Consider the following 21,982-nt stretch of genomic DNA (forward strand, 5'->3'; position numbering starts at 1 on the left):
GAAGTGCCTGTCCCGTCTTTACCTTCTCGATAATTCGAGAGAAGCAAATATCTGTTGACGGAGTTGCCAAGTATCGCCCTGTTGAAGATGAGCAACCCAACTCTGGATTGACTGCGACACTTTTTCGCCCCCAATTTTACCCTGATCATATTCTACCTGCATTCGTCGCAATCGGCGTCTGGCTCGACGTAAATTTTCTTTACGGACTCGAATTCTATCGGGTAAGATGCGAAATCCAAGAAAATTGGCTCCGATTTTTGTTTCAAATAATTGGCTTTTAATCGGATGAATTTTGAGTCTCAATGTGTCTAAATATTCCTCAACTGCTATTCTTGCATCCGCTAGGAATTGGGAATTATCTGAAAATAAAGCAAAATCATCGACATAGCGGATATATTGGGTGACTTTGAGTTTTTCTTTGACAAAATGATCAAACCCATTCAGATAAATATTAGCAAAAAATTGACTGGTTAAATTTCCAATGGGAAGACCTCGCCGTCGTTGTAAGGGATCTAATAAACTATCCCCTGGAAAATATTCTACCATAGGTTCTTGTTCATTACTATTATCAATAATTTTATCAATTAACCACAGGGTATCGGAACATTTGATCTTTTTGCGAATTAAGGATTTTAAAATAGTATGGTCAATACTGGGAAAATATTTGCGGATATCACATTGGAGAACATAGGGACTAGACCGGGCAAATTTTGTAAATCGACGCAGGGCGCGGTGGGTTCCAAAACCGACACGATTTGCATAAGAATCAGCAATATAGGTACGTTCAAAAAGGGGTAGAATAATATTACATAGGGCATGATGTACTACCCTATCTCTATAGGGTGCGGCGGAAATCATTCGAGATTTGGGTTCTTTAATTTCAAAGGTTCGATAATGACCTGGACAGTAGGTTTTAGACTCTAATTCGGTTTTTAACTTAAAAAGTTCTGGCTCTAAATTATAGTTAAAGGCTAAAACATTTTCTCGAAAACGCTTGCCTTTTTGGGCTTGACGTGCTGCTGCGAATAAATTGCTAAAATCAATAATTTCTGACCAGAGATTTCCGTAGCGTTTCATAGTTTTGGGGGTTTATTGCGTTGTTGTTTTATCCATGCTCCTAGTTCCGTGCCGATTTCGTTAATTAATTTTCCGATATATTCATAGCGTTCAGTTTTAATTAACTCGAAATCTAATAATAGTCTGGTTTGATGGCGCAGAATATCTAGTTTGCCATTCAATAATTCTAATTGATTGAGTTTATCTGTGGCATAACGGGCTAAAATTAATCCTTCGAGAAGGTCATAGAGTCCGGTAATGATTCTATCTCCTAAGGTAAATTTATGATCTCGCGGTAGGCGGTTTAATATGGGTACATACCATTTGATTAAATCATAGGTTTTCTGAATAATCGGTAATTCACTCATACTCATAAACTTTCTCTGTTTCTCAATCAAATATAAGATTTTAAGGGTTTTTACTAAATCTTGACCTGATAAATCTCTCGGTAATTTCATGAAGCAATCACCTCCTCCTGAACAATATGCAGTCGGATGATTTTAGGACGTAATGCTGGCTCAGGAAAATGACAATGAACTGCATCTTTAATTTCTTTCTTTAAGCTTTCTAAATCATCGGCTTGGGTAATAATTGATTCCCCTAATGCCTGGGCAATATAACCTTGCTCAATATCATGTTCTACTAAGAAAATGATTTCCGTCATCGTTTAAATAACCTCTAAGTGCTATAATTATTATTGGTAATCTTTGAGATAATATTTTTAGGAATATGACTGAGTTACTAGAACGTGCGATCGCTAAATTGAAAATTTTATCCCCCACTGAACAAGATGCGATCGCTACTCTAATTTTACAGGAACTCGAAGCGGAAATGCGCTGGGATAGTGCATTTACTCAATCACCCGATGCTCTTGCTAAACTAGCAGCTAATGCAATGGCTGAATACCATTCTGGACAAACCCAAGATTTAGATCCAGAAACACTGTGAAGTCACGAACAACTTTCTCTTTTCGTAAAGCATTTGCCACTCTGCCAAAGCAAGTCCAAAACCAGGCTCGTGAAGCCTATCGACAATTCAAACGAGATCCCAATTATCCAAGCCTTCGTTTCAAAAAGGTACATCCAGAATTACCTATTTATTCGGCTAGAATTAACAAGGATTATCGAGCCGTTGGACAGTTAGAAGGAGATATAGCAGTTGCCACATCTATTAGGACATTCTTGAAAGCTAAAAGCTACTTATAGTAAGTATTTACCTATTGCCCATTGCCCATTCCCTATTGCCTCTTGCTATATCATTATTTGGTTTTGGATTGGTTCGCACACAGATTATGAGAGATTACTGTCTCAATTGTAATTTCTCCAATTGCTGATAGGGGCTCAGAAATCGGGTTTCTTCAACCAGATTTCTGTTATGCAGCAAAGATTAAGGTAGAAACCCGGTTTCTCGATACAACTGTGGGGGCTCAGAAACCGGGTTTCTTCAACGAGATTTCTATAATTTAGCAAAGGTTATTGCAGAAACCCGATTTCTAACAAAACCCGTCCCCTGAAAAAAAAAATTTTTAAACGCGCTAACGCGCGAAAAGGGAAGAAGGGAAAAGAAGAAAGAAGGGTAAAGGGCTAAAGGGCTAAAGGACAAAGGGCTAAAGAGTCCACGCAGGCGGGGAGGAAACAACACGAAATCCGTAGTTGCTGTCCCGACTGCCCGGCTCGTCCCTGTCACGATTGGCACTGCGACAATCCCAGGGATTGAAGTCCCACGAACCTCCGCGAAACACCCGGTATTGAGTATTTCCCTCCGACTCCCAAACACTGCCATCATCTGGCGCACGATCATAATTGTCATGCCAAGGGTCGGCGCACCATTCCCAAACGTTGCCGTGCATATCGTATAATCCAAAGGCATTTGGAGGGAAACTACCGACATCGGTGGTTTGCCCACAATTACTACCATAATTAGCTAAATCGGCTGTAATGGTTTCACCAAAATGGAAAGGACTTGTAGTTTGAGCGCGACAAGCGTATTCCCATTCCGCTTCAGAAGGTAAACGATAGGTTTTGCCTGTTTTTTGGGAAAGTCGCTGACAGAATTCTTGAGCTTCATGCCAAGTTACATTCTCAACGGGTCGGTTTGCGCCTTTAAAACTAGAAGGATTATTCCCCATAATGGCTTCCCATTGAGCTTGGGTAATGGGATATTTTGCCATAGAAAATGCAGCAATATTAACGGGATGTTGGGGATATTCGTCGCTACTCGCATTTGCTTCATTTTGAGCCGCACCCATCAGAAAAGTTCCCCCAGGAATGGATACCATTTCTAAGCTGATATTATTGCCTAAATCTTGTTTAAAAAATTCAGCCCGACGACGTTCTCGGTGGGTTTCCTTTCCTTGGGCGTTAACGGTAATCACATCAAACTCAAATTCCTTTTGGAGACGGCGTTTTTCGGCTTCTTCCTGACGTTTTTTATCCCCTTCCTGACGGCGTTTTTCATCCCAAACTCCTTGAGCAACATCCCGATTATGGGCGACATCGGGTAAATTAGGATTAAGGGCGAGACAGGAATTGTAATCGGCGATCGCTTTTTCATATTGCCCTAATTTATAATAGGCATTAGCGCGATTATTGTAAGCTCCGACATAATTCGGATTCAGTCGCAAGGTTTGGTGATAATCCTCAATGGCGGCGGAATATTCCCCTAATTTACTATAGGCTAATCCGCGATTATAATTAGCATCGGGGGAATTTGGTTCGAGTAACAAGACTTGGGTAAAATCATCAATGGCGGTCGGATATTCTCCCTGTTGACAATGGTTTTGTCCCCGTTGATAACAGGCTTGGATAATATTAACGCGGTGGGTTTCTCCTAAAGATTCTAACAAATTATTGATTTTTTCAATATATTCTAAATCCTTAGCCGTTACCACAGAATTAACGGTATCCCATAATTCAGAAACCGGGTTTCTGGGGTTTCTTAACTTCAACCAAGATTCTACAGAATTAATTAATTGATTTTTAGCCCAAGATTTATTGGGTAAATTGACTAAACCCTGGGCTAATTCTAAGATTAATTCAGGGAGACGGTGAGAACTTTCTGCTTCTAGGATTTTGTAGATTTGTTCATAGCCAGAAATAACCATCCCTATGACTGAATCTGCAACTTCTCCCTCTGGGATATTCTGAGTTAAATCTGGGAGGAGTTGCGGTAATAAAGGCGTGAAATCATGGAGAAATAAATGATGCGTGTCAGCTATCCAACCTGCGACTAGACAATGACAGGTGATTAAAAACTGGTACAAATCTTCAAAATGCTTGCTATTAATTTTATAGTGAATTTCTAACTCATCATCGTCTATTCCCTCCTCTCGTAAACTTTGTTCTTCTTCCCAAATTTTGAGATTAATTTCATTATCCCCGCCGCGTTTATCAATATCAGCTTGGGTTTTTCCCAGTGCTAATAGTTTATCTTTTGTAACTTTCCATTTGCGGGCGCGAGTTTTAGCAGAATCATATAAAATATCCCGATAGGACAGTTGAGAAATAATCGTTTGATAGGAATAGTTATCTTGTCCTATTGTCCAATAGGCGACTCGGAAATTGAGATAATCTCCATCAAATTCCGACTCTAATATTAATGTCGGTTCTGATTTTAGCATCCCGAATAGGGCTTTAATACTGGCTTCGCTATGAAAGCGTTTACTTTCCCAAGCGCCTGCTAAAAATTCGATAGGTCTTCCCTGTTGAGAATACTGATCAAAAAAATCACGCATTTTTTGATTTATAGTTAATTCAATATCAGGGAAATTTTGTGACGTGGTGGCAAACTTTTCAAACTGAACTTTAGGCGGCGCAATAAAAACTCGCAGGGGAATTAAACTATTATTGTAGGATTCTAAAATTTGCGCCGGAGGCAATGTTAACGGCCAATTAGCAAAAATTTTCTGAACTTCTGCTTGGTCATGGGCAACTTTTATCGCTGTTTCTCGGTGATATTCAGCTACTAATAATTGAGTTTCTCGGCCATAGGTTGTTAATTCTTTTTGGAGGCTTTGTTCCTGTTCAAAACGCCATCGTTGAAACTCGATATTACTTTTGTGAATGGCTAAATTAACGCTTTGGATATATTCTTGGAGTTCTTTTTGTCGTTGATGATTAAGTTCAGCTTGTTTGGCTTGAAGTCCTCGATTTTTTTCATTTTCTATATATTGTAATTTAATTTGTTCTAATTGAATCTCCTGTCGTTTTTCCTCCATAACAGCACTGTTTGTAACTTGTACACATTGTAATTTATACTGTGCTAATTGAATTTGTTGTCGTTTTTCCTCCATTTCAGCTTGATTGGTTACAATCCAATCCGTATTTCTCTTTTGGCCATCTACCAAGGCTTTTTGAATCACAAATCGAGATACCACTTCTAAACCCATATTCAACCATTTCCAAGGTTCCATTTTTCCATCTCCTGGTAATAAATTCTGTAGAAATCAATTTAGGGGTAGGGGCGAGGCGCGCCTCGCCCCTACGGAGTTTTTGTTAAAATCAACCTGGGCTACAGGTATTAAAAACTAACACCGTCGCCGCCCAAATAGGTGTTTTTCCTTCAGCAAAAACCGCCCCATCTAAAGTATAGGCATGACCTTTGTTATCAACCCAGCCAATACATTTTTCATGGGCATCATAGACCTTCATATCAGCACCTAAATGCCCGATATAATGGTGGCCATTGTTATAAAATTTTTGCCCCTCGATATGTCCAGCTTGTCCTCCACGATCCCAATAAACATCCCCATCTGCATAAATTGTGATGCTATTGGAATCTCCCTTTTCTACAGGATCGGAACTGTGCATTGCGGAAAAGGTAGACATTTGTTGTGAGTGATCTCCCATACCTCCCAAATGGTGATCGGTTTGATATCCTGTGGAATAGTCCGTCTGTTCGGGTAGTTGATAGGGATTAAATTGTTCTAAGTCCGTCCCATGGGGATGTAATTCGGGGGTGTGAGGGTCAAGGTCGGATATAAAAGATGAGTGTAAACCTTGATAATATTCCCCATTTTCACCTAAGTTAGAGACATCAAAATGAGGATGATGGGGGTCGTAACCCTGGAAATCAGGGACAGACATCATAGGGTGGGTCTGTTCGGGAATAGGGGGTTGATGGGGGTCGATTTCTAGGGATTGGATCAGATGATCAAAGATAGAATCTAAACTATATTGTGAGTCATTGTCGGGGGGATTATTCATAGTTATTAGTCCAGTTCGTTGACACTCTACTGCCTAAAAGCAAGTGGATTCTTGGTGAGCGCGAGTCCACTTAATATTATAGATCACTCTTTTAATACTAGAGATGGTTTTCTCCCCAAGGGTTTTGCTTGATTGCAATTGAAACTGTGTGACCAGCACCCGGCTCCTTTGTTTATTTTTTTTGATCAAAATTTGTTAACCGGAGATCGGATTAATAATATAATTGATCCGATTCCACTGCGGTGAAATTAAAATTTCCTACCCCTGGCATTATTCTTAAGAATGAAATTTAGTGAACTGGTAGAAAAACTTAACGCTGGAATTACCGCCCATAGTTTGATCCATGATCCGACCCTTAATCCTGATATTCAAGGGGTGGCGGCGGTAGATACAGCAACTTCTGGAACCCTGAGTTATATTGAGGGGTTGAAATTTGCGTCTTTTGTGTCGGTTTCTGCGGCGAGTGCGTTGATTTTGCCCTTAGATGAATCCTTACAAAATCAAGCCACAGCTGGGGGGAAAGCGTGGATTTCCGTAGCAAATCCTAGGGCGTTTTTCGCCCAAGCGATCGCTTTATTTTATCAACCCTATCAACCCCAACCCCAAATTCATCCGACGGCGGTGATTGATCCGAGTGCCCAAATTGGATCGGAAGTTTATATCGGCCCCCATGTGGTAATTCAAGCCGGAGTAACTATCGGAAATCGGGTGTGTTTACATCCGAATGTGGTGGTTTATCCGGGGGTAAAAATTGGCGATCGCAGCATTTTACACGCCAATTGTACAATTCATGAACGCGCCCAAATTGGTTGTGATTGTGTAATTCATAGCGGGGCTGTGATCGGGGCTGAAGGCTTTGGTTTTGTGCCGACCGATGGGGGTTGGCTAAAAATGGAACAATCGGGAATTACGGTTTTAGAAGATAGGGTAGAGGTGGGATGTAATAGTACAATTGATCGTCCGGCGGTGGGCGAAACCCGCATCGGAAAAGCCACAAAATTAGACAATTTAGTTCATATTGGTCACGGTTGTACCGTGGGGCAAAATTGTGCCTTTGCAGGTCATGTGGGATTAGCTGGGGGTGTTACCGTTGGCAATGGGGTGTTATTAGCGGGTCAAGTCGGCATTGCTAATCAAGTCAAAATTGGGGACGGGGTGATCGTTACGGCTCAATCTGGGGTTCATAATAATATTTCACCCGGAGAGGTGGTTTCTGGTTCTCCGGCGATCGCCAATAAATTGTATTTAAAAACGGCTGCTGTTTATAGACGATTACCCGAACTCTACCGATCTTTAAAGGCATTAGAAAAAATTATTAAGGGGGAGTAGGGGAGTAGGGGAGGCAGGGGGAGCAGGGGAGGCAGGGGGAGCAGGGGGAGTAGGGGAGGCAGGGGGAGCAGGGGAGGCAGGGGGAGCAGGGGAGGCAGGGGGAGCAGGGGGAGCAGGGGGAGCAGGGGAGGCAGGGGAGGCAGGGGAGGCAGGGGGAGCAGGGGGAGTAGGGGAGGCAGGGGGAGCAGGGGAGGCAGGGGGAGCAGGGGAGGCAGGGGGAGCAGGGGGAGGCAGGGGGAGCAGGGGAGGCAGGGGGAGTACCAGGCAGTGCGTTGGCGTCACGTCCTCGCTCGCTGAATATCACCCAAAACCCATAATCCATAACCCATTCGTAATTCGTAATTCGTAATTCCCCATTCGTAATTCCCCATTCGTAATTCGTAATTACCCATTACCCGGTAATCACGGATCTATTGATCTGCTTTGACGGCGGATATTTTTTAATGAGATGGGGCGAGAAGCCTAGAGCATTTTTACCCGGACAGAAGACTTTCTCAAAAAATGGCTTAGGTCTGACTCTAAAGCAATCAAAGAGGAGGGCCATATAAATTTCAAGACAAAAACAACAGATGGGTTCAAGTACCACCGAATAAGTCAATCTTGCCCGATTCAATGATAACGGGATTTTTAAGTCCTGCTTTTTTTCCCCTAGGGGAAGATGGTGATTCGGTGTAGGGAAAGATTTGTAACTGAGAAAAAAAATATTTGTCAAATTGATGTATTTAAGTATATATTATTTCTTATAACTCCAAAAAGTTTAATTGGATAAAAATTACCCCATAGAGAAGTAAGGAGATTAAGAAGAACATGAATAAACCTGCACCAACACCCTTAACCGGAAAGGCTCTGCTTCAAAAAGTAAAAGAACTGTCTCATATGCCCCGGCGTGAAACAGCAAAGCTGTGCGGTTATTACAGCACGACAAAGGACAACCAAGTGCGTGTCAATCTCACAGATTTTTATGACGCAGTGCTGAAAGCACGGGGTATTCCCCTCAGTCCCGATGGTACAAAAGATGGTCGAGGTCGGGAAGCAACTTATCTGGTAAGCGTTCACAAAAACGGTCAAATTGTGATTGGCTCAACCTATACCAAAGAAATGGGACTTAAACCGGGGGATGAGTTTGATATCAAGCTCGGATACAAGCATATTCACCTGATTCAAGTCGAAAATGGTAAAGATGCTGGCGGTGACGAAGAAGAGTAAATTTTTTCCCCTGAGCCATTAAAATGACGTTTTCATGGCTGGTAAATGCACCAACCCCGATTAAAATTCTGGTTTTTTTTGGGGTGTGGATGGGTTTATGGATGCCAATTGCTGTTATCAGTGCGATCGCTCTCAATTGGCGTCCACCTCAACCCTTAAATGAAACCCAAAAGTTGGCGTTGCTGGCGCCCCTTTATGGAATTGCCCCGATAGTTTTGTGGAAAATTAGCCAAATTCAGGGTCAATCCTTCTGGGATTATGGTTTAAGTTGGCGATCGCAGTTTTTTCAATCGACTGCCATTGGTTTTGGTCTAGCTGTTATCAGCTTGATCCTCTTGTTTGGATTTCAATTTGTTCTGGGTTGGAGTGATTGGCGACCCCAAGACTCGAAACAAACCGATGAACAGTCATCGACCTTAAATCCCGATCTGCTCCCTAGAAACAGGTGGATTGAGTTAGGGAAAAAAGTATCTATTTTACTGCCGATTTTGCTGATTGCTCTCTGGGTTAGCAGTACGGAGGAGTTAATATTTCGAGGATTTTTACAAAAACAATTACAGCAAGATTATTCTTGGTTTGTGGCGGCTACCCTCGCCAGCCTGATTTTTGCCTTCAGCCATCTACTTTGGGAAGTCCGCAACACCTTACCCCAATTACCCGGACTGGGGTTGATGGGAATGGTTTTGAGCCTAGCTTGTTTGTGTGATCGAGGTTCTTTAGGTTTAGCCATCGGACTACACGCGGGTTGGATTTGGGGAATTACGAGTATGGATACCCTCGGGACTGTTACCGCATCTGAGCAGGTTCCAGAATGGGTGACAGGGTTAGGAGGTAAACCCTTAGCGGGTTTGTTAGGAATTGTGATGTTGCTGTTTGTGGCTGGCCTATTGGGAATTGTTTACCGTCTAATTTGAGTATCTGTATTCCTCTGGCTTTGTATGACATTGGAGAATCATGACAACTACAAAAGCCTCCCCCTCAGAATTTAACCCGGTTTATGGCCCTGTATCTTCATGGAGATATGGGAAATCCTTGGGAATTGATCCCATAGGTGAAATTTCTACCTGTTCGTTTAACTGTGTTTATTGTCAACTGGGAGAAATTGAACTGAAAACCCAGCAACGCCAAATTTATGTACCGACGGATCGAATTTTACAAGCATTAACAGAATTTTCCCCCTGGGATGTGGATGTAATTACTTTAAGTGGGAGTGGAGAACCAACTTTGGCGGCGAATTTAGGGGAAATTCTGATCACAATTAAAACCCTAACTCAGCGCCCAACTTTAGTTTTAACTAATGGTACAACTTTATGTGATCCGCAAGTTCGAGAACAATTAGCTTTAGCCGATCGCGTCTCTATAAAACTCGATGGAATTTCTACTGCCCAACTGCAACGAGTTAATCGACCCGTAATGGAAATTAATCTCAGCCAGTTACTCAATGACATTCAAGAATTTAGTCGAATTTTCCCTGGAGAATTGGGACTACAAACCATGCTTTTATCTCCTTGGTCATTATCAGAGCGCCAAGAATATCTCCGTTGGGTAAAAGCGATCGCACCGACAGAAATTCAACTGAATACTCCCACCCGTCCCAAACCGTTAAAACATGAATTAGCTGGACGGGGAAATCATGCCCCACTAGAAAAGCTACCTTATCAGACCATAAAATTAAAATCCGTTAGTCCGTCTGTTTTACAAAATTTTGCCCAAGAAATTCAAGATCAGACAGGTATTCCCGTCCGTTATCCTCCGGTATAGTAAACAGTTATCAAGTATCCGCATTATCAGTTATCGGTGTAAGAGTGAATGGATTCCCTATTCCCTATTTTAATATAAAACAACCAGTTAAATATGATAGGATAAAATCAGTTATATCTGGAGAATATTTATGTCAAAAACAGCAACAGAAAAACCTTCGACTGTTCCGATAACGGGTAAAGCCTTGTTACAGAAAGTTAAGGCCTTGGGGAACTTACCACGACGGGAAACGGCGAGATTGTGCGGGTATTCTACCCAAACAAAAGATAACCAAACCCGCGCCAATATGACAGAGTTTTACGATGCTTTATTGGCGGCTAAGGGTATTGCTTTAGATCCTGGCGCGAGCAAAGATGGACGGGGCAGAGAAGCCAGTTATCGAGCTTGCGTTCATAAAAACGGTTCTCTGGTTATTGGTGCGAATTATACCGAATCTATGGGATTAGAAGCGGGAGATCAGTTTGAAATTCGCTTAGGTTCAAAACATATTCATCTGATTCAAGTGGGCGAGAAATCTGAAGAAGATATCATTGATAAAGACTAATTTCTTGAATCTGATTTAATGGGTTAAGGTTGGCTGGTTTAATTTTAAGAACCCGCATCCACAAGCTACTGTATTTTCAAGTTTAGAAGCTAACCTTCCCGATAAAAATTTTAAATCAGACTGTTCAAAATTATTGGAACATCAGCTGGATTTGTTGATAAGTTCCTAAACAAAATTAATTGCATATTCTTGACCTAAATTATCAAAGTTCATTAAATTTTACATTCACTAAAGGTTTTAATTCTTGCGATCGCACCCGATCCATCTTCTGATCATAATTAGGGATCAACTGATAAGCAGGTATCAGTCCAAACTTAGCAGATAAAATAAAAATATCTAAATAATCAGTTGTTTGTTCCTGTAAAAACTTTCGTACAACTCGAAAAGCCACGCCATTGTAACGTTCAATTGCTGGTAGAAATTCTGGTTGTGAATATAAAGGCGGTTCAATCTTTTTCCATTGTTCATTTGTCCAGAGATGTAGTTTTTCTCTTTTATTAATAAATGTCACTAACACCCCTGTATCTAGTAATATGTTTCTTTTCATTTTTTACCCATACCTTTTAAATATTCTTTATTTGTCCCTAAATCACCAGGGCCAAAGTCTACACATCCCGCCCACTGTTTCGCTGCTTCATAAGCAGAAATTGGTTGTTTTTCCTCTACCTGTTCCTCCTGCTTTTGCGCTTTATATCGCAAAAATTCAATAAATTCTAAAACTGCTTCCTGTTGTTGTACTGTTAGAGTTTCGATGTTCTCTAAAATTACATCTTTATTTATTGATAGCTAAAATCATAGTTAAATCTTCTTGAAATTAAAACTTTTAACCTATCCTAGCATAGATCCAGAAACCGAGTCTCTTAAGGGACGAGAGGAGAAAACTTGACGATCGCCAAAATATTGTGTATGATGGTGAATATGTAAGGGGCATTACTGGTTTCGACAGGGCAAGGAAAGCTACCAAGTGATGCAGGCCGAGAGTGAGTCAACTCTCGTAAATCAAGACTCAAACAAAAACGTAACTGCGAACAACATCGTTCCTTTTGCTCGTAAATCAGCCGCTGTTGCTGCCTAAACACCTCTAGTAGGTTCGAGCGTCTACTGTTTGACTCCGTTAAAGACAATAGACAAACCCCCAACGGATGCTCTAACTTAGTTTCTTTGGTTGAAAAGTTAGCTAAGATTTAACCATTGCATCCCACCCTTCGGGATAATGAGGGGTTCCCGCCTTGAGGATTAGAAAGGCTAAGTCTGTGAATGAGCGAGGAGTAAATACTTGTTCTGGACATGGGTTCGATTCCCATATGCTCCATTCCCCTATACTCTTAAAACCACTTAGGAAAATTCCTAGGTGGTTTTTGGTTTTGGCTAGAAACTGACGGGGTAGTTTGTTGGTAGTAACTCGCGATTTCCGAGCTATGGGAAAGGAAATGACGCACCAAAATTTCCTTTTCGGGTGTGGGGGAATGGGAATTAATCCAGTCGGGTAATTTTGTGAGAGTGACAGAGATTATACAGGCAGTGATCACCAAAAGACAATATTGGAGGATGGGTCGATTCGAGAGTCCCTTCTTAAGGTTGAAAGACAGCATAGGAATTGAAAACTAAATAAAAATCTCCCTATCAGTTCAGACTGTGGGAGATAAATTCAGGGTGCATCTACTTAATAATTGAACTATAACACATAAAATGATGGGTGTCACCCCCTATTGCTAAAACCCCTTATTTTTTTGATCATTTAGGCTGACAACGGCATCCTGCAAGGGTTTGGGAGATTAAAGCCTGCTGACGCTGTTGGATTAAGGTGGCTAAATTGGGACGTCCGGTTAGGGCCAAACGCCAATCAGCCCAAATTTCATAGACGGCATTGATGATTGGCCCGATTAATGGCCAGCGAGTGGGGGCATAAATCCAACCCAGTCCGATCACTTGGTAAACTCGATAAAACACCTCTACATTTTGCAGAATTGTCCCGTCGGGAAGTAAGGCGTGAATTCGTCCCATGGCGGCTTCAAAGGAGATATTGCCATGATCTTCGGGGTTATAATTTAGATCGCTAATATCAACAAAAGCAATTAATTCCCGTCCCGCGTCCTGTTTTTGTAAAAAATTCACCTCTCGCAGACATAGGGGACATTCACCATCATAAAGCAGTTTAATTTTCCAGGGGGTTGACGTTATGGGGGATGGGTTAACCGTTGGTAAGATTTGATTCATAAAAAATAATTACAATTTTTGAGTATAAGATAATAATGGCATAATTCCTGTCGGGGCGGGTTCGCAAAGATCTATAAGACTTGTCCCAGATTTAACTAAACCCGCCCCTGAATATTATAATTAATCCTGTAGGCGCGGATTCGCAAAGATCGATAAGACTCGCCCCAGATTTAACTAAACCCGCCCCTCTAAACTTGGCCGTGAATATGATAATTAATCTCCAGCTTTAGGAAGGGTAAAGGTGAAAGCAGTTTGACCCAATTGAGGGGGATCTAAGGTTAGATCTCCTTGATGGGCGCGGGCGATTTCCCTTGCTAAACTTAATCCTAATCCGATTCCCTCTATTTGGCGAGTTCGAGCCGGATCGCCGCGATAAAAGCGATCAAATAAACGATCTCGATCTTTAATATGAATATCTTTAGAGGCATTACTAACATTAATTATCACCTTCTTTCCCCGTTGATAGCTTTTGATTTTGATCCAACCTTCAGGCAGATTATATTTAATAGCATTACTAATTAAATTTTGGATAACCTGGGTTAATAAATCCTGGTCTCCTAAGACAATTAATTCGGGATCAATTTCAGTTTTAATGGTTAAATCTGGGTCTAATAATTCTATATCTTCCATCATGTCTAATAACACGGGATATAAATTAACCTTGGTTTGATATATCCGCATTTGTCCAGCATCTGCTAAGGATAATAATAATAGTTTTCGGGTGGTTCCTCCTAAACGTCTAACTTCATCGAGGAGATGACTTAAGGCTTGCTGTGTGGATGATTCTGTTTCGGCTTTTTGTAACATTTGTTCTAATTCTCCTTGAAGAATTGCTAAGGGAGTTTTGAGTTCATGGGCGGCGTCGCCACTGAAGCGAGATGCTTGTTTGAAGCTGCGTTCTAAGCGTTCTAACATTTGATTAAAGACTTTAATTAATTCGACAAATTCCATATCCGTTGTGCTGATGGGAACACGCTGATCTAGTCCTTGGACTGTGACTTGTTGGATACTTTTTGTTAATTCTTGAATCGGACGTAATGCACTACCCGATAAAGCCCACGATCCTCCAGCAATCAGTAATAATAAAATAGGAATTGATACTAAAAAACCATTGCGAACCGAGGTCATTTCCTGATCAATAATACTCAAATTAACAGCGATCGCCACTTTTTGATGGGGAAAGGTGACTAAACCCACACGCCACAACCCATTAGGAGAGCGTCGGGTGATGATTTTGAGTTCAGGAGGGGGAGGAGGTAAACGGTTGCGGGGAGGACGAGGAATATCCAAATGATCAAGAAAATCTGACTGATGGGGAATATCTAAATCACGCGGAAAATTCGACTGATGGGGAATATCTAAATCATGGGGAAAGTCCCTCTGATGGGGAATCTCCAAATCATGGCGAGGAGGTAAGGAGAATGGGAGAAAATCAGAAACCTGGAGATTGAGGTCTGACCAATTGGTTGACTGATATCGGGTATAACCCTCTCTATCAAGTACCCAAATTCTGATTGGGTTATCCTTAAAATCACGGGTTAATTGAGTTTCATAAACTTGTAATGAGGGTTGCTCTTGTAGGTGGTCGGTTTCTAATAATTTATTTTTGAGTTCTGCGTCTAAACGGCCGGAATAAGCATTATAAATCATCCACCAAAATACCAAACTAAAAGCGATTAAAGAAGCTCCGGTCAGGGTTGCTGATAATAGAGCAATACGGACTCGAAAAGAGTGACGTTTCATGATTGTGACTCCGGTTTACGAAAGCGATAACCAACACCGCGCACACTTTCAATACAATCATTTCCACCGATACCATCAATCTTTTTTCTAATCCGTTGAATACAGACATCTACAACATTTGTATTTGGGTTGAAATCATACCCCCAAATGTGTTCTAATATTTGGGTGCGGGTTAATACTCGTCCGGGCGATCGCATCAAATATTCTAACAAGTTAAATTCCCGGGTTGTGAGTTCAACAATTTGTTGATTACAGGTAACTTCTCGGCTAATTCTATCTAATTTTAGCAGCCCATAAGCAATAATATTTTGGCGTTCACCGATATTCCGACGGACGACAGCATGGATGCGAGCGATTAATTCTTCGACAAAAAAAGGTTTAGAAATATAGTCATCTGCACCTAAATTAAGTCCTTCGAGTCGGTCTTCTAATTCATTACGGGCGGTGAGTAAAATCACGGGAATATTGCGTCCAGCTTTGCGGAGACTTTTGAGAATAGCTAATCCGTCTTTTCCGGGAATCATAATATCGAGAACAATCACATCATAGTCGTTGTTCATCGCTTGTACATACCCATCATCGCCGTTATCGCAATAGTTTACCACAAATCCTTGTTCTTTCAGACCCATTTGTACAAAGTTGGCGATTTTGGGTTGATCTTCAATCAACAGAACATTCATAATTTTAATGAGAATTTGATGAGAGTTTACTTAATAATAGTTCGATTAATGGTTCTATAATATTACAAATTTGTAATCTAGGGGAGCGGAAAACGGTAATTATAGTTTGGCTTAATAGAAATATCAAGAATTAGGGAATTAAGCCATGCAACTACTTGAATTTAATCCGGTTTCCTTTGCGGCTTTCTTGGGATTTTTAGCCGTGGGGGCTTATATTCTAACGTTACTTCCGACAACTTTAAAAATTGTTTTTCCAGCGACAACAAAAAGCGGGATTCCTAAATGGTTATTAAAATATCGGCGTTGGATTGGTCTTTTATCCTTTTGTTTGGCTGTCGGTCATGCTTATATTTATTTTAAACAAAGAAATTTTGATTTGTTGGATATTAAAACCTATTGGTTCTATTTTCAAGGTGTTTCAACGTTGACCATTTTTACCTTATTGGCGATTACTTCTAATAATTGGAGTATGAAAAAACTCAAGAAGAATTGGAAGAAATTACAACAGTTAACCTATTTAGCAATGTTTTTATTGACTTGGCATATTTGGGCAATTATGGCTCATCATTGGACATATTTAACTCCAATTGGAATAGTAGCAATGTTAATTATTATTATTTTATTTCTCCATCGTCAATGGATTGTTCAGCATCAAACGAAAAAACGGGCTGCTCAGTAATTATCATCAGCAGGATTTCTTTAGTCTATAATATTAATGGAGTCAGATTCTATGTTCTTTAAACAAATTAACTGGAAAATTTCAACGGTTTTATGGGTTGCAACCGTAATGATTACAGGTGTTTATTTGAGTCCAAAGTTATCGGCATCCAACTCAACATCATCCCATCTAAAATCTGGTTTGTCGTTGACCTCTATGCAAACCTTAAGAGATGATTCAGGATGGATTTATGCGATCGCAATTACTCCTAATGGTAAAACCTTGGTGAGTGGCGGTTATGGCGGTTTAATGAAAATTTGGGATACCAAAACAGGTCAATTACAAAAAACCTTAAATGCTCACGTTGATGCGATTGAATCTTTAGCCATTAGTCCCGATGGAAATTTAGTTATTAGTGCGAGTTGGGATAATGAAATCAAACTCTGGAATCTGAAAACAGGTCAACTAATTAATACCCTTAAAGGTCATACCGATGATATTAAAACAATTGCTATTAGTCCCGATGGAAAATTACTGGCATCTGGGGGGATAGATAAAACAATTTGTCTGTGGAATTTGTCTAATGGTAAACTGATTAAAACTCTAAAAAATCAAGATTGGGTTAAATCTCTTGCTTTTAGTCTCGATAGTCATACTTTAGCAGCAGGAAGCGAAAATGGCAATATTACAATTTGGTCTTTAATGGATGAGGGAAACTATATTTTAATGCAGCATTCTGGGGCGGTTCAATCCTTAGCTTTTAGTCCCGATAGTCAGATGTTAGCCAGTGGAAGTGCTGACCATACTGTGAAATTATGGCAGTTTAAAACCGGGAAAGTTTTAAAAACATTAAATCATCATTCCGCCGCCGTTTTGTCTGTTGTTTTTAATCCTAAAGGGGATATCTTAGCGAGTGGGAGTTATGATAAAACGATTAATTTATGGAATCCGAATACGGGAGAATTGTTACACACTTTATCGGAGCATAAAAATCCAGTTTGGTCATTGGTATTTAATCCTAAAGGTACGGTTTTAGCAAGTGCAAGCGGAGATGAAACTATTAAATTTTGGTCAATTAAGACCACGGAAAATCCAATTTACGCCGCTTCCCAAGCTCAAATTAAAAAACCACCTGTAATAATCACAAAGTCAGAATCAATTAAATACTTAAATCAACAACTTTATGCTATAATTGATCAACGTTGGCAATCGAATTTAAAGATTAGTGATTCATTAATTTATCGAGTAACTTTAAACGAACAAGGAAAAATTATCAAGTATCAACCCTTTAACTCAGCCGCAGTTGCGGAGATGCAAAAAACCGCCCCTATTTTCCAAGCGGATACTCAATCTCAATCTCAATATGTGGCTCAATTTCAAGTGGTGTTATCTGCCGATGGAATACTTGAAGTTAGTCCTTGGGATGGGTGGAGATAGTGTCTAAATCCATAACTTTTCGGTTTTCTTTTGTTGGATGTTCCCTGAATGCAGTAAACTATGAAAATGAACCAATAATCAAAAATCAAGTAGTATTGAAAGGAAAGCCGTGTTAGATATCAAATTAATTCGGGAAAATTCAGCCGCCGTGCAAGCACGCCTAAATTTACGAGGCGAGTATGATTTGCAACCTATTTTAACCTTAGATGAACAACGTCGCCAACTGGAACAAGAACGAGTGGTATTACAAACCCGAAGTAACGATATTGGTAAATTAGTGGGGGATAAAATTAAGTCAGGATGTGACCCCAAAGGAGAAGAAGTTAAGGCATTAAGAGAAGAAGGTCAACAACTTAAAATTAAGTTGAGTGAATTGGAACCAAAAGAGAAAGAAATTGATGCTCAAATCACGCAATTATTATTACCAATTCCGAATTTACCTAGTGAATCAACTCCTATTGGAAAAGATGAACGGGAGAATGTAGAAATTAGACGCTGGGGAGATGAATATATTCCTACAAATCCTAATATTTTACATCATGCGGATATTGGGGAAAAAATGAATATATTAGAATTTAAACAGGCGGTTAAAGTTGCCCAAGCGCGATTTGTAGCTTTAAAAGGTGCGGGTGCTGCTTTAGAAAGGGCGTTAATTCAGTTTATGTTAGACCGTCATACAAATAATGGTTATGTTGAGGTAATACCGCCCTTATTAGTTAATAGTACATCCTTAACGGCAACGGGACAATTGCCGAAATTTGCGGAGGAAAGTTTCAAATGTGAACCCGATGATTTATGGTTAATTCCGACATCGGAAGTATCGGTGATGAATTTGTATCGAGATGAGATTTTAGAAGCGGAACAATTACCGATTTATCACTGTTCTTATACTCCTTGTTTTCGTCGAGAAGCGGGAAGTTATGGTCGGGATACTAGGGGGTTAATTCGGTTACATCAATTTAATAAAGTGGAAATGGTAAAACTGGTTCATCCTGATAGTTCAGAAGCAGAACATGAGAAATTAGTGCAGGATGCCGAAGGGGTTTTACAGGCTTTAAAATTACCTTATCGGGTGATAGAATTATGTACGGGGGATTTAGGATTTTCGGCGGCAAAATGTTATGATATTGAGGTGTGGTTGCCTTCAGCCGGAACCTATCGAGAGATTTCTAGCTGTTCCAATGTTAGGGATTTTCAAGCTAGACGCGCCAATATTCGCTTTAAGGAAGCGGGCAAGAAAGGTACACAATATATTCATGCTTTAAATGGTTCCGGGTTAGCCGTGGGTCGAACCATGGCCGCAATTTTAGAAAATTATCAACAACCCGATGAAACTATCCGTATTCCTGAAGTTTTACAACCCTATTTAAGACGGGAAATCCTCTAATTCGTAGTGAGCCCGACCGGGCTCTCTATCTCTCACCCCTAAAGGGGTAACTACGAGTTGGGTAGATAGGGTTGTAAGGCATCTTTAGTAACAGCAATATTACAAGCTAAAGCAATATGTTCTTTTTCAATAATCCCAACCACTTGACGCGGATGTTCCCGGGTAACAACGGGTAACTGGGGCAAATCTCTGGCGGCCATCCGTTCTAAGGCGACCTGAACGGGTTCATCTTCATAGGCACAGAGGATTTCTGTAGTGCAAATTTCCTTTAATATTTGCTGTCCTAATGCTAAAGAAGAATCGGGGTTTGTGGCTTGAAAAATTGAACGACGGATATCTGTAACCGTGATTAATCCAGCTAATTGAGAGGTTTCATCTAAGATTAAAGCCGTATGACAATTCAGTTGTACCATCACCGCACCCGCCTCTAAAATTGGCATGGAACAGGGAAGGGTTAAATAGGATTGACCCATCACCTCAGAAATCCGAATGGTTTGTAAGATTTCTAACTCATTGGGTCGTTCTAAATAAACCCCCATTTGTTGTAAATTTAATCCCGAATCCGATTGATTAGATTGCACCACATCCACAATTAAAACACTCACCCCCACCGCCGCCATTAACGGTAAAATAATCAGATAATTTTGAGTCATTTCAAATAATAATAAAATCGCGGTTAAAGGCGCTCGCACACTGGACGCTAATACCGCCGCCATTCCCACCATGGCATAGGCAGCCGGGGGCGCAATATTAGGTAGAAATGGGTGTAATAATCCCCCGGCGGCTTGCCCATAGGTTGCTCCCAATGTTGCCCCAATAAACATCGCCGGAGCAAAAATTCCCCCCACTAATCCACTGCCCAAACTAACCGAAGTGGCAAGAATTTTCAGCACCAATAAAATCATTAATAAATCTAAGGAAAATTTCCCCTCTTGTAATAGCGCTTGAATAGTGCCATAACCTGGGCCGAGAATATGGGGAAATTGAATCGCAATAATTCCGACAAATAATCCCCCCAACATTGGGTGTAAGGTGCGAGGAATTTTAGTTAAACAGAAGAAAGCCGGAACTTCTCCGCGAAAACAACGTTGTGAAAATTTAATGGCTTGGGTATAGGCTAAGGAAACAAAACTGGCTAAACAGCCTAATCCTAAATAAAGTAATAATTCCCAATTGCTGCGAACTTCATAAACCGGGGGAGAAAAAGCCGGATGGTCACCAAAAACAATTCGAGCAACGACAGAAGAAACCACCGAGGATAAGAGAACTAAACCCACCCCCGAAGCCGCAAAACTTGAGCCTAAAATTACTTCCAAAGCAAAGAAAACCCCAGCAATAGGAGCATTAAACCCGGCGGCTAATCCGGCGGCGGCTCCGGCGCCTAATAAAAGTCGATAGCGCTCCTTAGAAACTTGAAAATTTTGCCCTAAAATTGCTCCTAAATTTGCCCCAATTTCCACACTCGGCCCCTCGGGGCCCAAAGAAGCACCCGTACCTAAAGAAATGGCAGCGGCTAACAGTTTAATAAAGGGTCGGAAAGGAGAAATAATTTGGATTCTTTGAGTATTAATTAAAGAAGAAATCCCCTCGCCAAAAAATTCCTGATAACGATAGCGAATTAACCCAACAATTAGACCCCCAATCGGTGGAATTAATGCCAATGTCCACAGACCAAAGGGCATCATTAATCCCATAAAATCTTCTAGGGTTAACCGTTGTAGAAGTTCCACTAATCCGTGAAACATGACCATGACCAATCCCGTCCCCCCGCCAATTAAAAGGGCAAAGATTAAAATTAGGACTTGCGGGGGCGGTTGTAAACGGTTTAATAAGCTGGTTAGGCGGTCAGAAATGGAGACAAGTTCAGGTTGCTGCGGCAGAATGCCCCCATTGTTGGGCAGAGTTGTTGTCATTAGGATTAATTCACGAATAATCTTTATAAAATTTAAAACAAGTTCTAACCTTTGGGAGTATTAAAACTTAAATAACGTACTCATTGATAAAGAACAGATACTTGAGGTTTATCGATTAGATTCCCCAGACTATACATAGAAAAAATACACCACTGTATCCCGCCTACTGCTGATTACCCATCTGGAGTTTCTAATCTTTCTCTGAAGTACGGCTATTTCCCGTTTTTTATTCGTTAAAACCGAATTCATTCCGGCGGCCGATTTACTATCCTTAGAATCATCAAGGCTGTATTCAAGCCTATGTCAACATTGTATCAAATAATTTGTCAATGGAGGTAAAGATTATGCAGTTAGTACGTTGGCAACCCTTCCAAGAAATTGATTCTCTGCAACGAGAAATGAATCGTTTGTTTGATAGTTTGGCCCTGCCTTCGGAAAAAGCCGGGATGTCCCTCTTTCCTCCGGCTGAACTCGAAGAAACCCCCGAAGCGATTATCCTGAAACTAGAAGTTCCAGGGGTAAATCCAGAGGATTTAGATGTCCAAGTCAGTCTTGATGGGGTGGCAATTACGGGAGAACGCAAATCAACCAACCATACGGAAGAAAAAGGCGTTAGTCGTAGTGAATTCCGTTATGGAAAATTCCGCCGGATAATTCCCCTTCCGACTCGGATTCAAAATACCCAAGTTCAGGCTGACTATAAGGACGGAATTCTGAGCCTAACCTTACCGAAAGCAGAAGAAGAAAAAAACAAAGTCGTTAAAATAACCTTGGGTTAGGGATTAGCAATTAAACCGACCTTTTATTAGGGAAGGTTAAATAAAGATATTGTTAATCCAGGTCGAAA

The 21,982-nt window shown here is 40.7% G+C and carries 22 protein-coding genes and 1 other RNA gene; 12 read left to right on the plus strand and 11 right to left on the minus strand.

All coding sequences use genetic code 11. The annotated features are described in order from the left end of the window. Window positions 1–18 precede the first annotated feature (18 nt). The 3 genes from AC2D3N_RS13255 to AC2D3N_RS13265 are packed head-to-tail and all read right to left on the minus strand — an operon-like array spanning window position 19 to window position 1,720. Window positions 19–1,077, minus strand: a complete 1,059-nt coding sequence (locus tag AC2D3N_RS13255) for an RNA-directed DNA polymerase (protein ID WP_079681161.1) — start codon at window positions 1,075–1,077, stop codon at window positions 19–21. Continuing rightward, window positions 1,074–1,514 (minus strand): diversity-generating retroelement protein Avd, encoded by a 441-nt coding sequence (gene avd / locus AC2D3N_RS13260; protein ID WP_234996821.1) that lies wholly within the window; start codon window positions 1,512–1,514, stop codon window positions 1,074–1,076. Before avd ends, AC2D3N_RS13255 begins: the two co-directional genes overlap by 4 nt. Further along, entirely contained in the window at window positions 1,511–1,720 is a 210-nt protein-coding gene (locus tag AC2D3N_RS13265) for a 2-oxoisovalerate dehydrogenase E1 subunit beta (RefSeq protein WP_079681162.1), read from the minus strand. The genes avd and AC2D3N_RS13265 overlap by 4 nt, the downstream gene beginning before the upstream one ends. 65 nt (window positions 1,721–1,785) lie before the next feature. On the opposite strand from AC2D3N_RS13265, the gene AC2D3N_RS13270 reads away from it, so the two are divergent. After that, window positions 1,786–2,004 (plus strand): hypothetical protein, encoded by a 219-nt coding sequence (locus AC2D3N_RS13270; protein ID WP_079681164.1) that lies wholly within the window; start codon window positions 1,786–1,788, stop codon window positions 2,002–2,004. Then, window positions 2,001–2,261: a ParE family toxin-like protein gene (locus AC2D3N_RS13275; protein WP_484691115.1), complete on the plus strand. Its 261-nt coding sequence runs from the start codon at window positions 2,001–2,003 to the stop codon at window positions 2,259–2,261. The genes AC2D3N_RS13270 and AC2D3N_RS13275 overlap by 4 nt, the downstream gene beginning before the upstream one ends. Before the next feature lie 401 nt (window positions 2,262–2,662). On the opposite strand, the gene AC2D3N_RS13280 is transcribed toward AC2D3N_RS13275, so the two are convergent. Beyond that, window positions 2,663–5,467 (minus strand): SUMF1/EgtB/PvdO family nonheme iron enzyme, encoded by a 2,805-nt coding sequence (locus AC2D3N_RS13280; protein ID WP_484691116.1) that lies wholly within the window; start codon window positions 5,465–5,467, stop codon window positions 2,663–2,665. An 88-nt stretch (window positions 5,468–5,555) separates the two neighbouring features. Further along, window positions 5,556–6,260, minus strand: coding sequence for a hypothetical protein (locus AC2D3N_RS13285; RefSeq protein WP_484691117.1), 705 nt, complete (start codon window positions 6,258–6,260; stop codon window positions 5,556–5,558). Window positions 6,261–6,542: 282 nt separating this feature from the next. On the opposite strand from AC2D3N_RS13285, the gene lpxD reads away from it, so the two are divergent. From lpxD to AC2D3N_RS13310, 5 genes are all read left to right on the plus strand, one after another. Further along, entirely contained in the window at window positions 6,543–7,589 is a 1,047-nt protein-coding gene (gene lpxD, locus AC2D3N_RS13290; RefSeq protein ID WP_484691118.1) for a UDP-3-O-(3-hydroxymyristoyl)glucosamine N-acyltransferase, read from the plus strand. Between the two features lie 807 nt (window positions 7,590–8,396). Next, window positions 8,397–8,795 carry an AbrB family transcriptional regulator gene (locus AC2D3N_RS13295; RefSeq protein WP_079681170.1) on the plus strand — a complete coding sequence of 133 codons (399 nt, stop codon included), beginning with the start codon at window positions 8,397–8,399 and terminating at the stop codon, window positions 8,793–8,795. Window positions 8,796–8,818: 23 nt separating this feature from the next. Then, a complete protein-coding gene (locus AC2D3N_RS13300; protein ID WP_484691119.1) occupies window positions 8,819–9,709 on the plus strand; it encodes a CPBP family intramembrane glutamic endopeptidase in 891 nt (296 codons plus the stop codon). 40 nt (window positions 9,710–9,749) lie between these two features. Further along, window positions 9,750–10,556, plus strand: a complete 807-nt coding sequence (locus AC2D3N_RS13305; protein ID WP_484691120.1) for a radical SAM protein — start codon at window positions 9,750–9,752, stop codon at window positions 10,554–10,556. Between the two features lie 130 nt (window positions 10,557–10,686). Next, window positions 10,687–11,100 carry an AbrB family transcriptional regulator gene (locus tag AC2D3N_RS13310; RefSeq protein WP_079681173.1) on the plus strand — a complete coding sequence of 138 codons (414 nt, stop codon included), beginning with the start codon at window positions 10,687–10,689 and terminating at the stop codon, window positions 11,098–11,100. A 202-nt stretch (window positions 11,101–11,302) separates the two neighbouring features. Here AC2D3N_RS13310 and AC2D3N_RS13315 read toward each other — a convergent pair whose 3' ends face one another. Together AC2D3N_RS13315 and AC2D3N_RS13320 are read right to left on the minus strand one after the other, a co-directional pair. Next, a complete protein-coding gene (locus tag AC2D3N_RS13315; RefSeq protein WP_079681174.1) occupies window positions 11,303–11,647 on the minus strand; it encodes a DUF6884 domain-containing protein in 345 nt (114 codons plus the stop codon). Next, window positions 11,644–11,799 carry a hypothetical protein gene (locus AC2D3N_RS13320; RefSeq protein WP_484691121.1) on the minus strand — a complete coding sequence of 52 codons (156 nt, stop codon included), beginning with the start codon at window positions 11,797–11,799 and terminating at the stop codon, window positions 11,644–11,646. Before AC2D3N_RS13320 ends, AC2D3N_RS13315 begins: the two co-directional genes overlap by 4 nt. 225 nt (window positions 11,800–12,024) lie before the next feature. On the opposite strand from AC2D3N_RS13320, the gene ssrA reads away from it, so the two are divergent. Next, window positions 12,025–12,415, plus strand: a transfer-messenger RNA (tmRNA) gene (ssrA, locus tag AC2D3N_RS13325). A 419-nt stretch (window positions 12,416–12,834) separates the two neighbouring features. Here ssrA and AC2D3N_RS13330 read toward each other — a convergent pair. The 3 genes from AC2D3N_RS13330 to AC2D3N_RS13340 all read right to left on the minus strand — a co-directional run bounded on the left by AC2D3N_RS13330 (window position 12,835) and on the right by AC2D3N_RS13340 (window position 15,740). Continuing rightward, window positions 12,835–13,317 (minus strand): thiol-disulfide oxidoreductase DCC family protein, encoded by a 483-nt coding sequence (locus AC2D3N_RS13330; RefSeq protein ID WP_484691122.1) that lies wholly within the window; start codon window positions 13,315–13,317, stop codon window positions 12,835–12,837. A gap of 213 nt (window positions 13,318–13,530) precedes the next feature. Continuing rightward, on the minus strand, window positions 13,531–15,060 hold the full coding sequence (locus tag AC2D3N_RS13335; protein ID WP_079681176.1) for a sensor histidine kinase: 1,530 nt from the start codon (window positions 15,058–15,060) through the stop codon (window positions 13,531–13,533). After that, entirely contained in the window at window positions 15,057–15,740 is a 684-nt protein-coding gene (locus tag AC2D3N_RS13340) for a response regulator transcription factor (protein ID WP_484691123.1), read from the minus strand. The genes AC2D3N_RS13335 and AC2D3N_RS13340 overlap by 4 nt, the downstream gene beginning before the upstream one ends. Before the next feature lie 145 nt (window positions 15,741–15,885). Between AC2D3N_RS13340 and AC2D3N_RS13345 the strand changes: the two genes are divergently transcribed. The 3 genes from AC2D3N_RS13345 to serS all read left to right on the plus strand — a co-directional run bounded on the left by AC2D3N_RS13345 (window position 15,886) and on the right by serS (window position 19,222). Next, window positions 15,886–16,419 (plus strand): ferric reductase-like transmembrane domain-containing protein, encoded by a 534-nt coding sequence (locus AC2D3N_RS13345; RefSeq protein WP_079681178.1) that lies wholly within the window; start codon window positions 15,886–15,888, stop codon window positions 16,417–16,419. 51 nt (window positions 16,420–16,470) lie between these two features. After that, a complete protein-coding gene (locus tag AC2D3N_RS13350; RefSeq protein WP_484691124.1) occupies window positions 16,471–17,835 on the plus strand; it encodes a WD40 repeat domain-containing protein in 1,365 nt (454 codons plus the stop codon). Window positions 17,836–17,944: 109 nt separating this feature from the next. Next, complete coding sequence (serS, locus tag AC2D3N_RS13355; protein WP_484691125.1) at window positions 17,945–19,222, plus strand: serine--tRNA ligase; 1,278 nt, start codon at window positions 17,945–17,947, stop codon at window positions 19,220–19,222. Window positions 19,223–19,272: 50 nt separating this feature from the next. On the opposite strand, the gene AC2D3N_RS13360 is transcribed toward serS, so the two are convergent. After that, complete coding sequence (locus AC2D3N_RS13360; RefSeq protein ID WP_484691126.1) at window positions 19,273–21,135, minus strand: chloride channel protein; 1,863 nt, start codon at window positions 21,133–21,135, stop codon at window positions 19,273–19,275. A gap of 344 nt (window positions 21,136–21,479) precedes the next feature. Between AC2D3N_RS13360 and AC2D3N_RS13365 the strand changes: the two genes are divergently transcribed. After that, complete coding sequence (locus AC2D3N_RS13365; protein ID WP_484691127.1) at window positions 21,480–21,914, plus strand: Hsp20/alpha crystallin family protein; 435 nt, start codon at window positions 21,480–21,482, stop codon at window positions 21,912–21,914. Window positions 21,915–21,982 lie beyond the last annotated feature (68 nt).

Source organism: Planktothrix sp. PLAVEN19ND, assembly GCF_057220675.1.

What these genes read in the sequence shown, in the direction of transcription:
- AC2D3N_RS13305 (WP_484691120.1), top strand. Translation starts at nt 9,750, where the DNA reads ATGACAACTACAAAAGCCTCCCCCTCAGAATTTAACCCGGTTTATGGC.
- AC2D3N_RS13365 (WP_484691127.1), top strand. Translation starts at nt 21,480, where the DNA reads ATGCAGTTAGTACGTTGGCAACCCTTCCAAGAAATTGATTCTCTGCAA.
- AC2D3N_RS13360 (WP_484691126.1), bottom strand. Translation starts at nt 21,135, where the DNA reads ATGACAACAACTCTGCCCAACAATGGGGGCATTCTGCCGCAGCAACCT.
- AC2D3N_RS13345 (WP_079681178.1), top strand. Translation starts at nt 15,886, where the DNA reads ATGCAACTACTTGAATTTAATCCGGTTTCCTTTGCGGCTTTCTTGGGA.
- AC2D3N_RS13340 (WP_484691123.1), bottom strand. Translation starts at nt 15,740, where the DNA reads ATGAATGTTCTGTTGATTGAAGATCAACCCAAAATCGCCAACTTTGTA.
- AC2D3N_RS13350 (WP_484691124.1), top strand. Translation starts at nt 16,471, where the DNA reads ATGTTCTTTAAACAAATTAACTGGAAAATTTCAACGGTTTTATGGGTT.
- AC2D3N_RS13285 (WP_484691117.1), bottom strand. Translation starts at nt 6,260, where the DNA reads ATGAATAATCCCCCCGACAATGACTCACAATATAGTTTAGATTCTATC.
- AC2D3N_RS13310 (WP_079681173.1), top strand. Translation starts at nt 10,687, where the DNA reads ATGTCAAAAACAGCAACAGAAAAACCTTCGACTGTTCCGATAACGGGT.
- AC2D3N_RS13300 (WP_484691119.1), top strand. Translation starts at nt 8,819, where the DNA reads ATGACGTTTTCATGGCTGGTAAATGCACCAACCCCGATTAAAATTCTG.
- AC2D3N_RS13315 (WP_079681174.1), bottom strand. Translation starts at nt 11,647, where the DNA reads ATGAAAAGAAACATATTACTAGATACAGGGGTGTTAGTGACATTTATT.
- AC2D3N_RS13280 (WP_484691116.1), bottom strand. Translation starts at nt 5,467, where the DNA reads ATGGAACCTTGGAAATGGTTGAATATGGGTTTAGAAGTGGTATCTCGA.
- avd (WP_234996821.1), bottom strand. Translation starts at nt 1,514, where the DNA reads ATGAAATTACCGAGAGATTTATCAGGTCAAGATTTAGTAAAAACCCTT.
- lpxD (WP_484691118.1), top strand. Translation starts at nt 6,543, where the DNA reads ATGAAATTTAGTGAACTGGTAGAAAAACTTAACGCTGGAATTACCGCC.
- AC2D3N_RS13270 (WP_079681164.1), top strand. Translation starts at nt 1,786, where the DNA reads ATGACTGAGTTACTAGAACGTGCGATCGCTAAATTGAAAATTTTATCC.
- AC2D3N_RS13330 (WP_484691122.1), bottom strand. Translation starts at nt 13,317, where the DNA reads ATGAATCAAATCTTACCAACGGTTAACCCATCCCCCATAACGTCAACC.
- AC2D3N_RS13255 (WP_079681161.1), bottom strand. Translation starts at nt 1,077, where the DNA reads ATGAAACGCTACGGAAATCTCTGGTCAGAAATTATTGATTTTAGCAAT.
- AC2D3N_RS13335 (WP_079681176.1), bottom strand. Translation starts at nt 15,060, where the DNA reads ATGAAACGTCACTCTTTTCGAGTCCGTATTGCTCTATTATCAGCAACC.
- AC2D3N_RS13295 (WP_079681170.1), top strand. Translation starts at nt 8,397, where the DNA reads ATGAATAAACCTGCACCAACACCCTTAACCGGAAAGGCTCTGCTTCAA.
- AC2D3N_RS13265 (WP_079681162.1), bottom strand. Translation starts at nt 1,720, where the DNA reads ATGACGGAAATCATTTTCTTAGTAGAACATGATATTGAGCAAGGTTAT.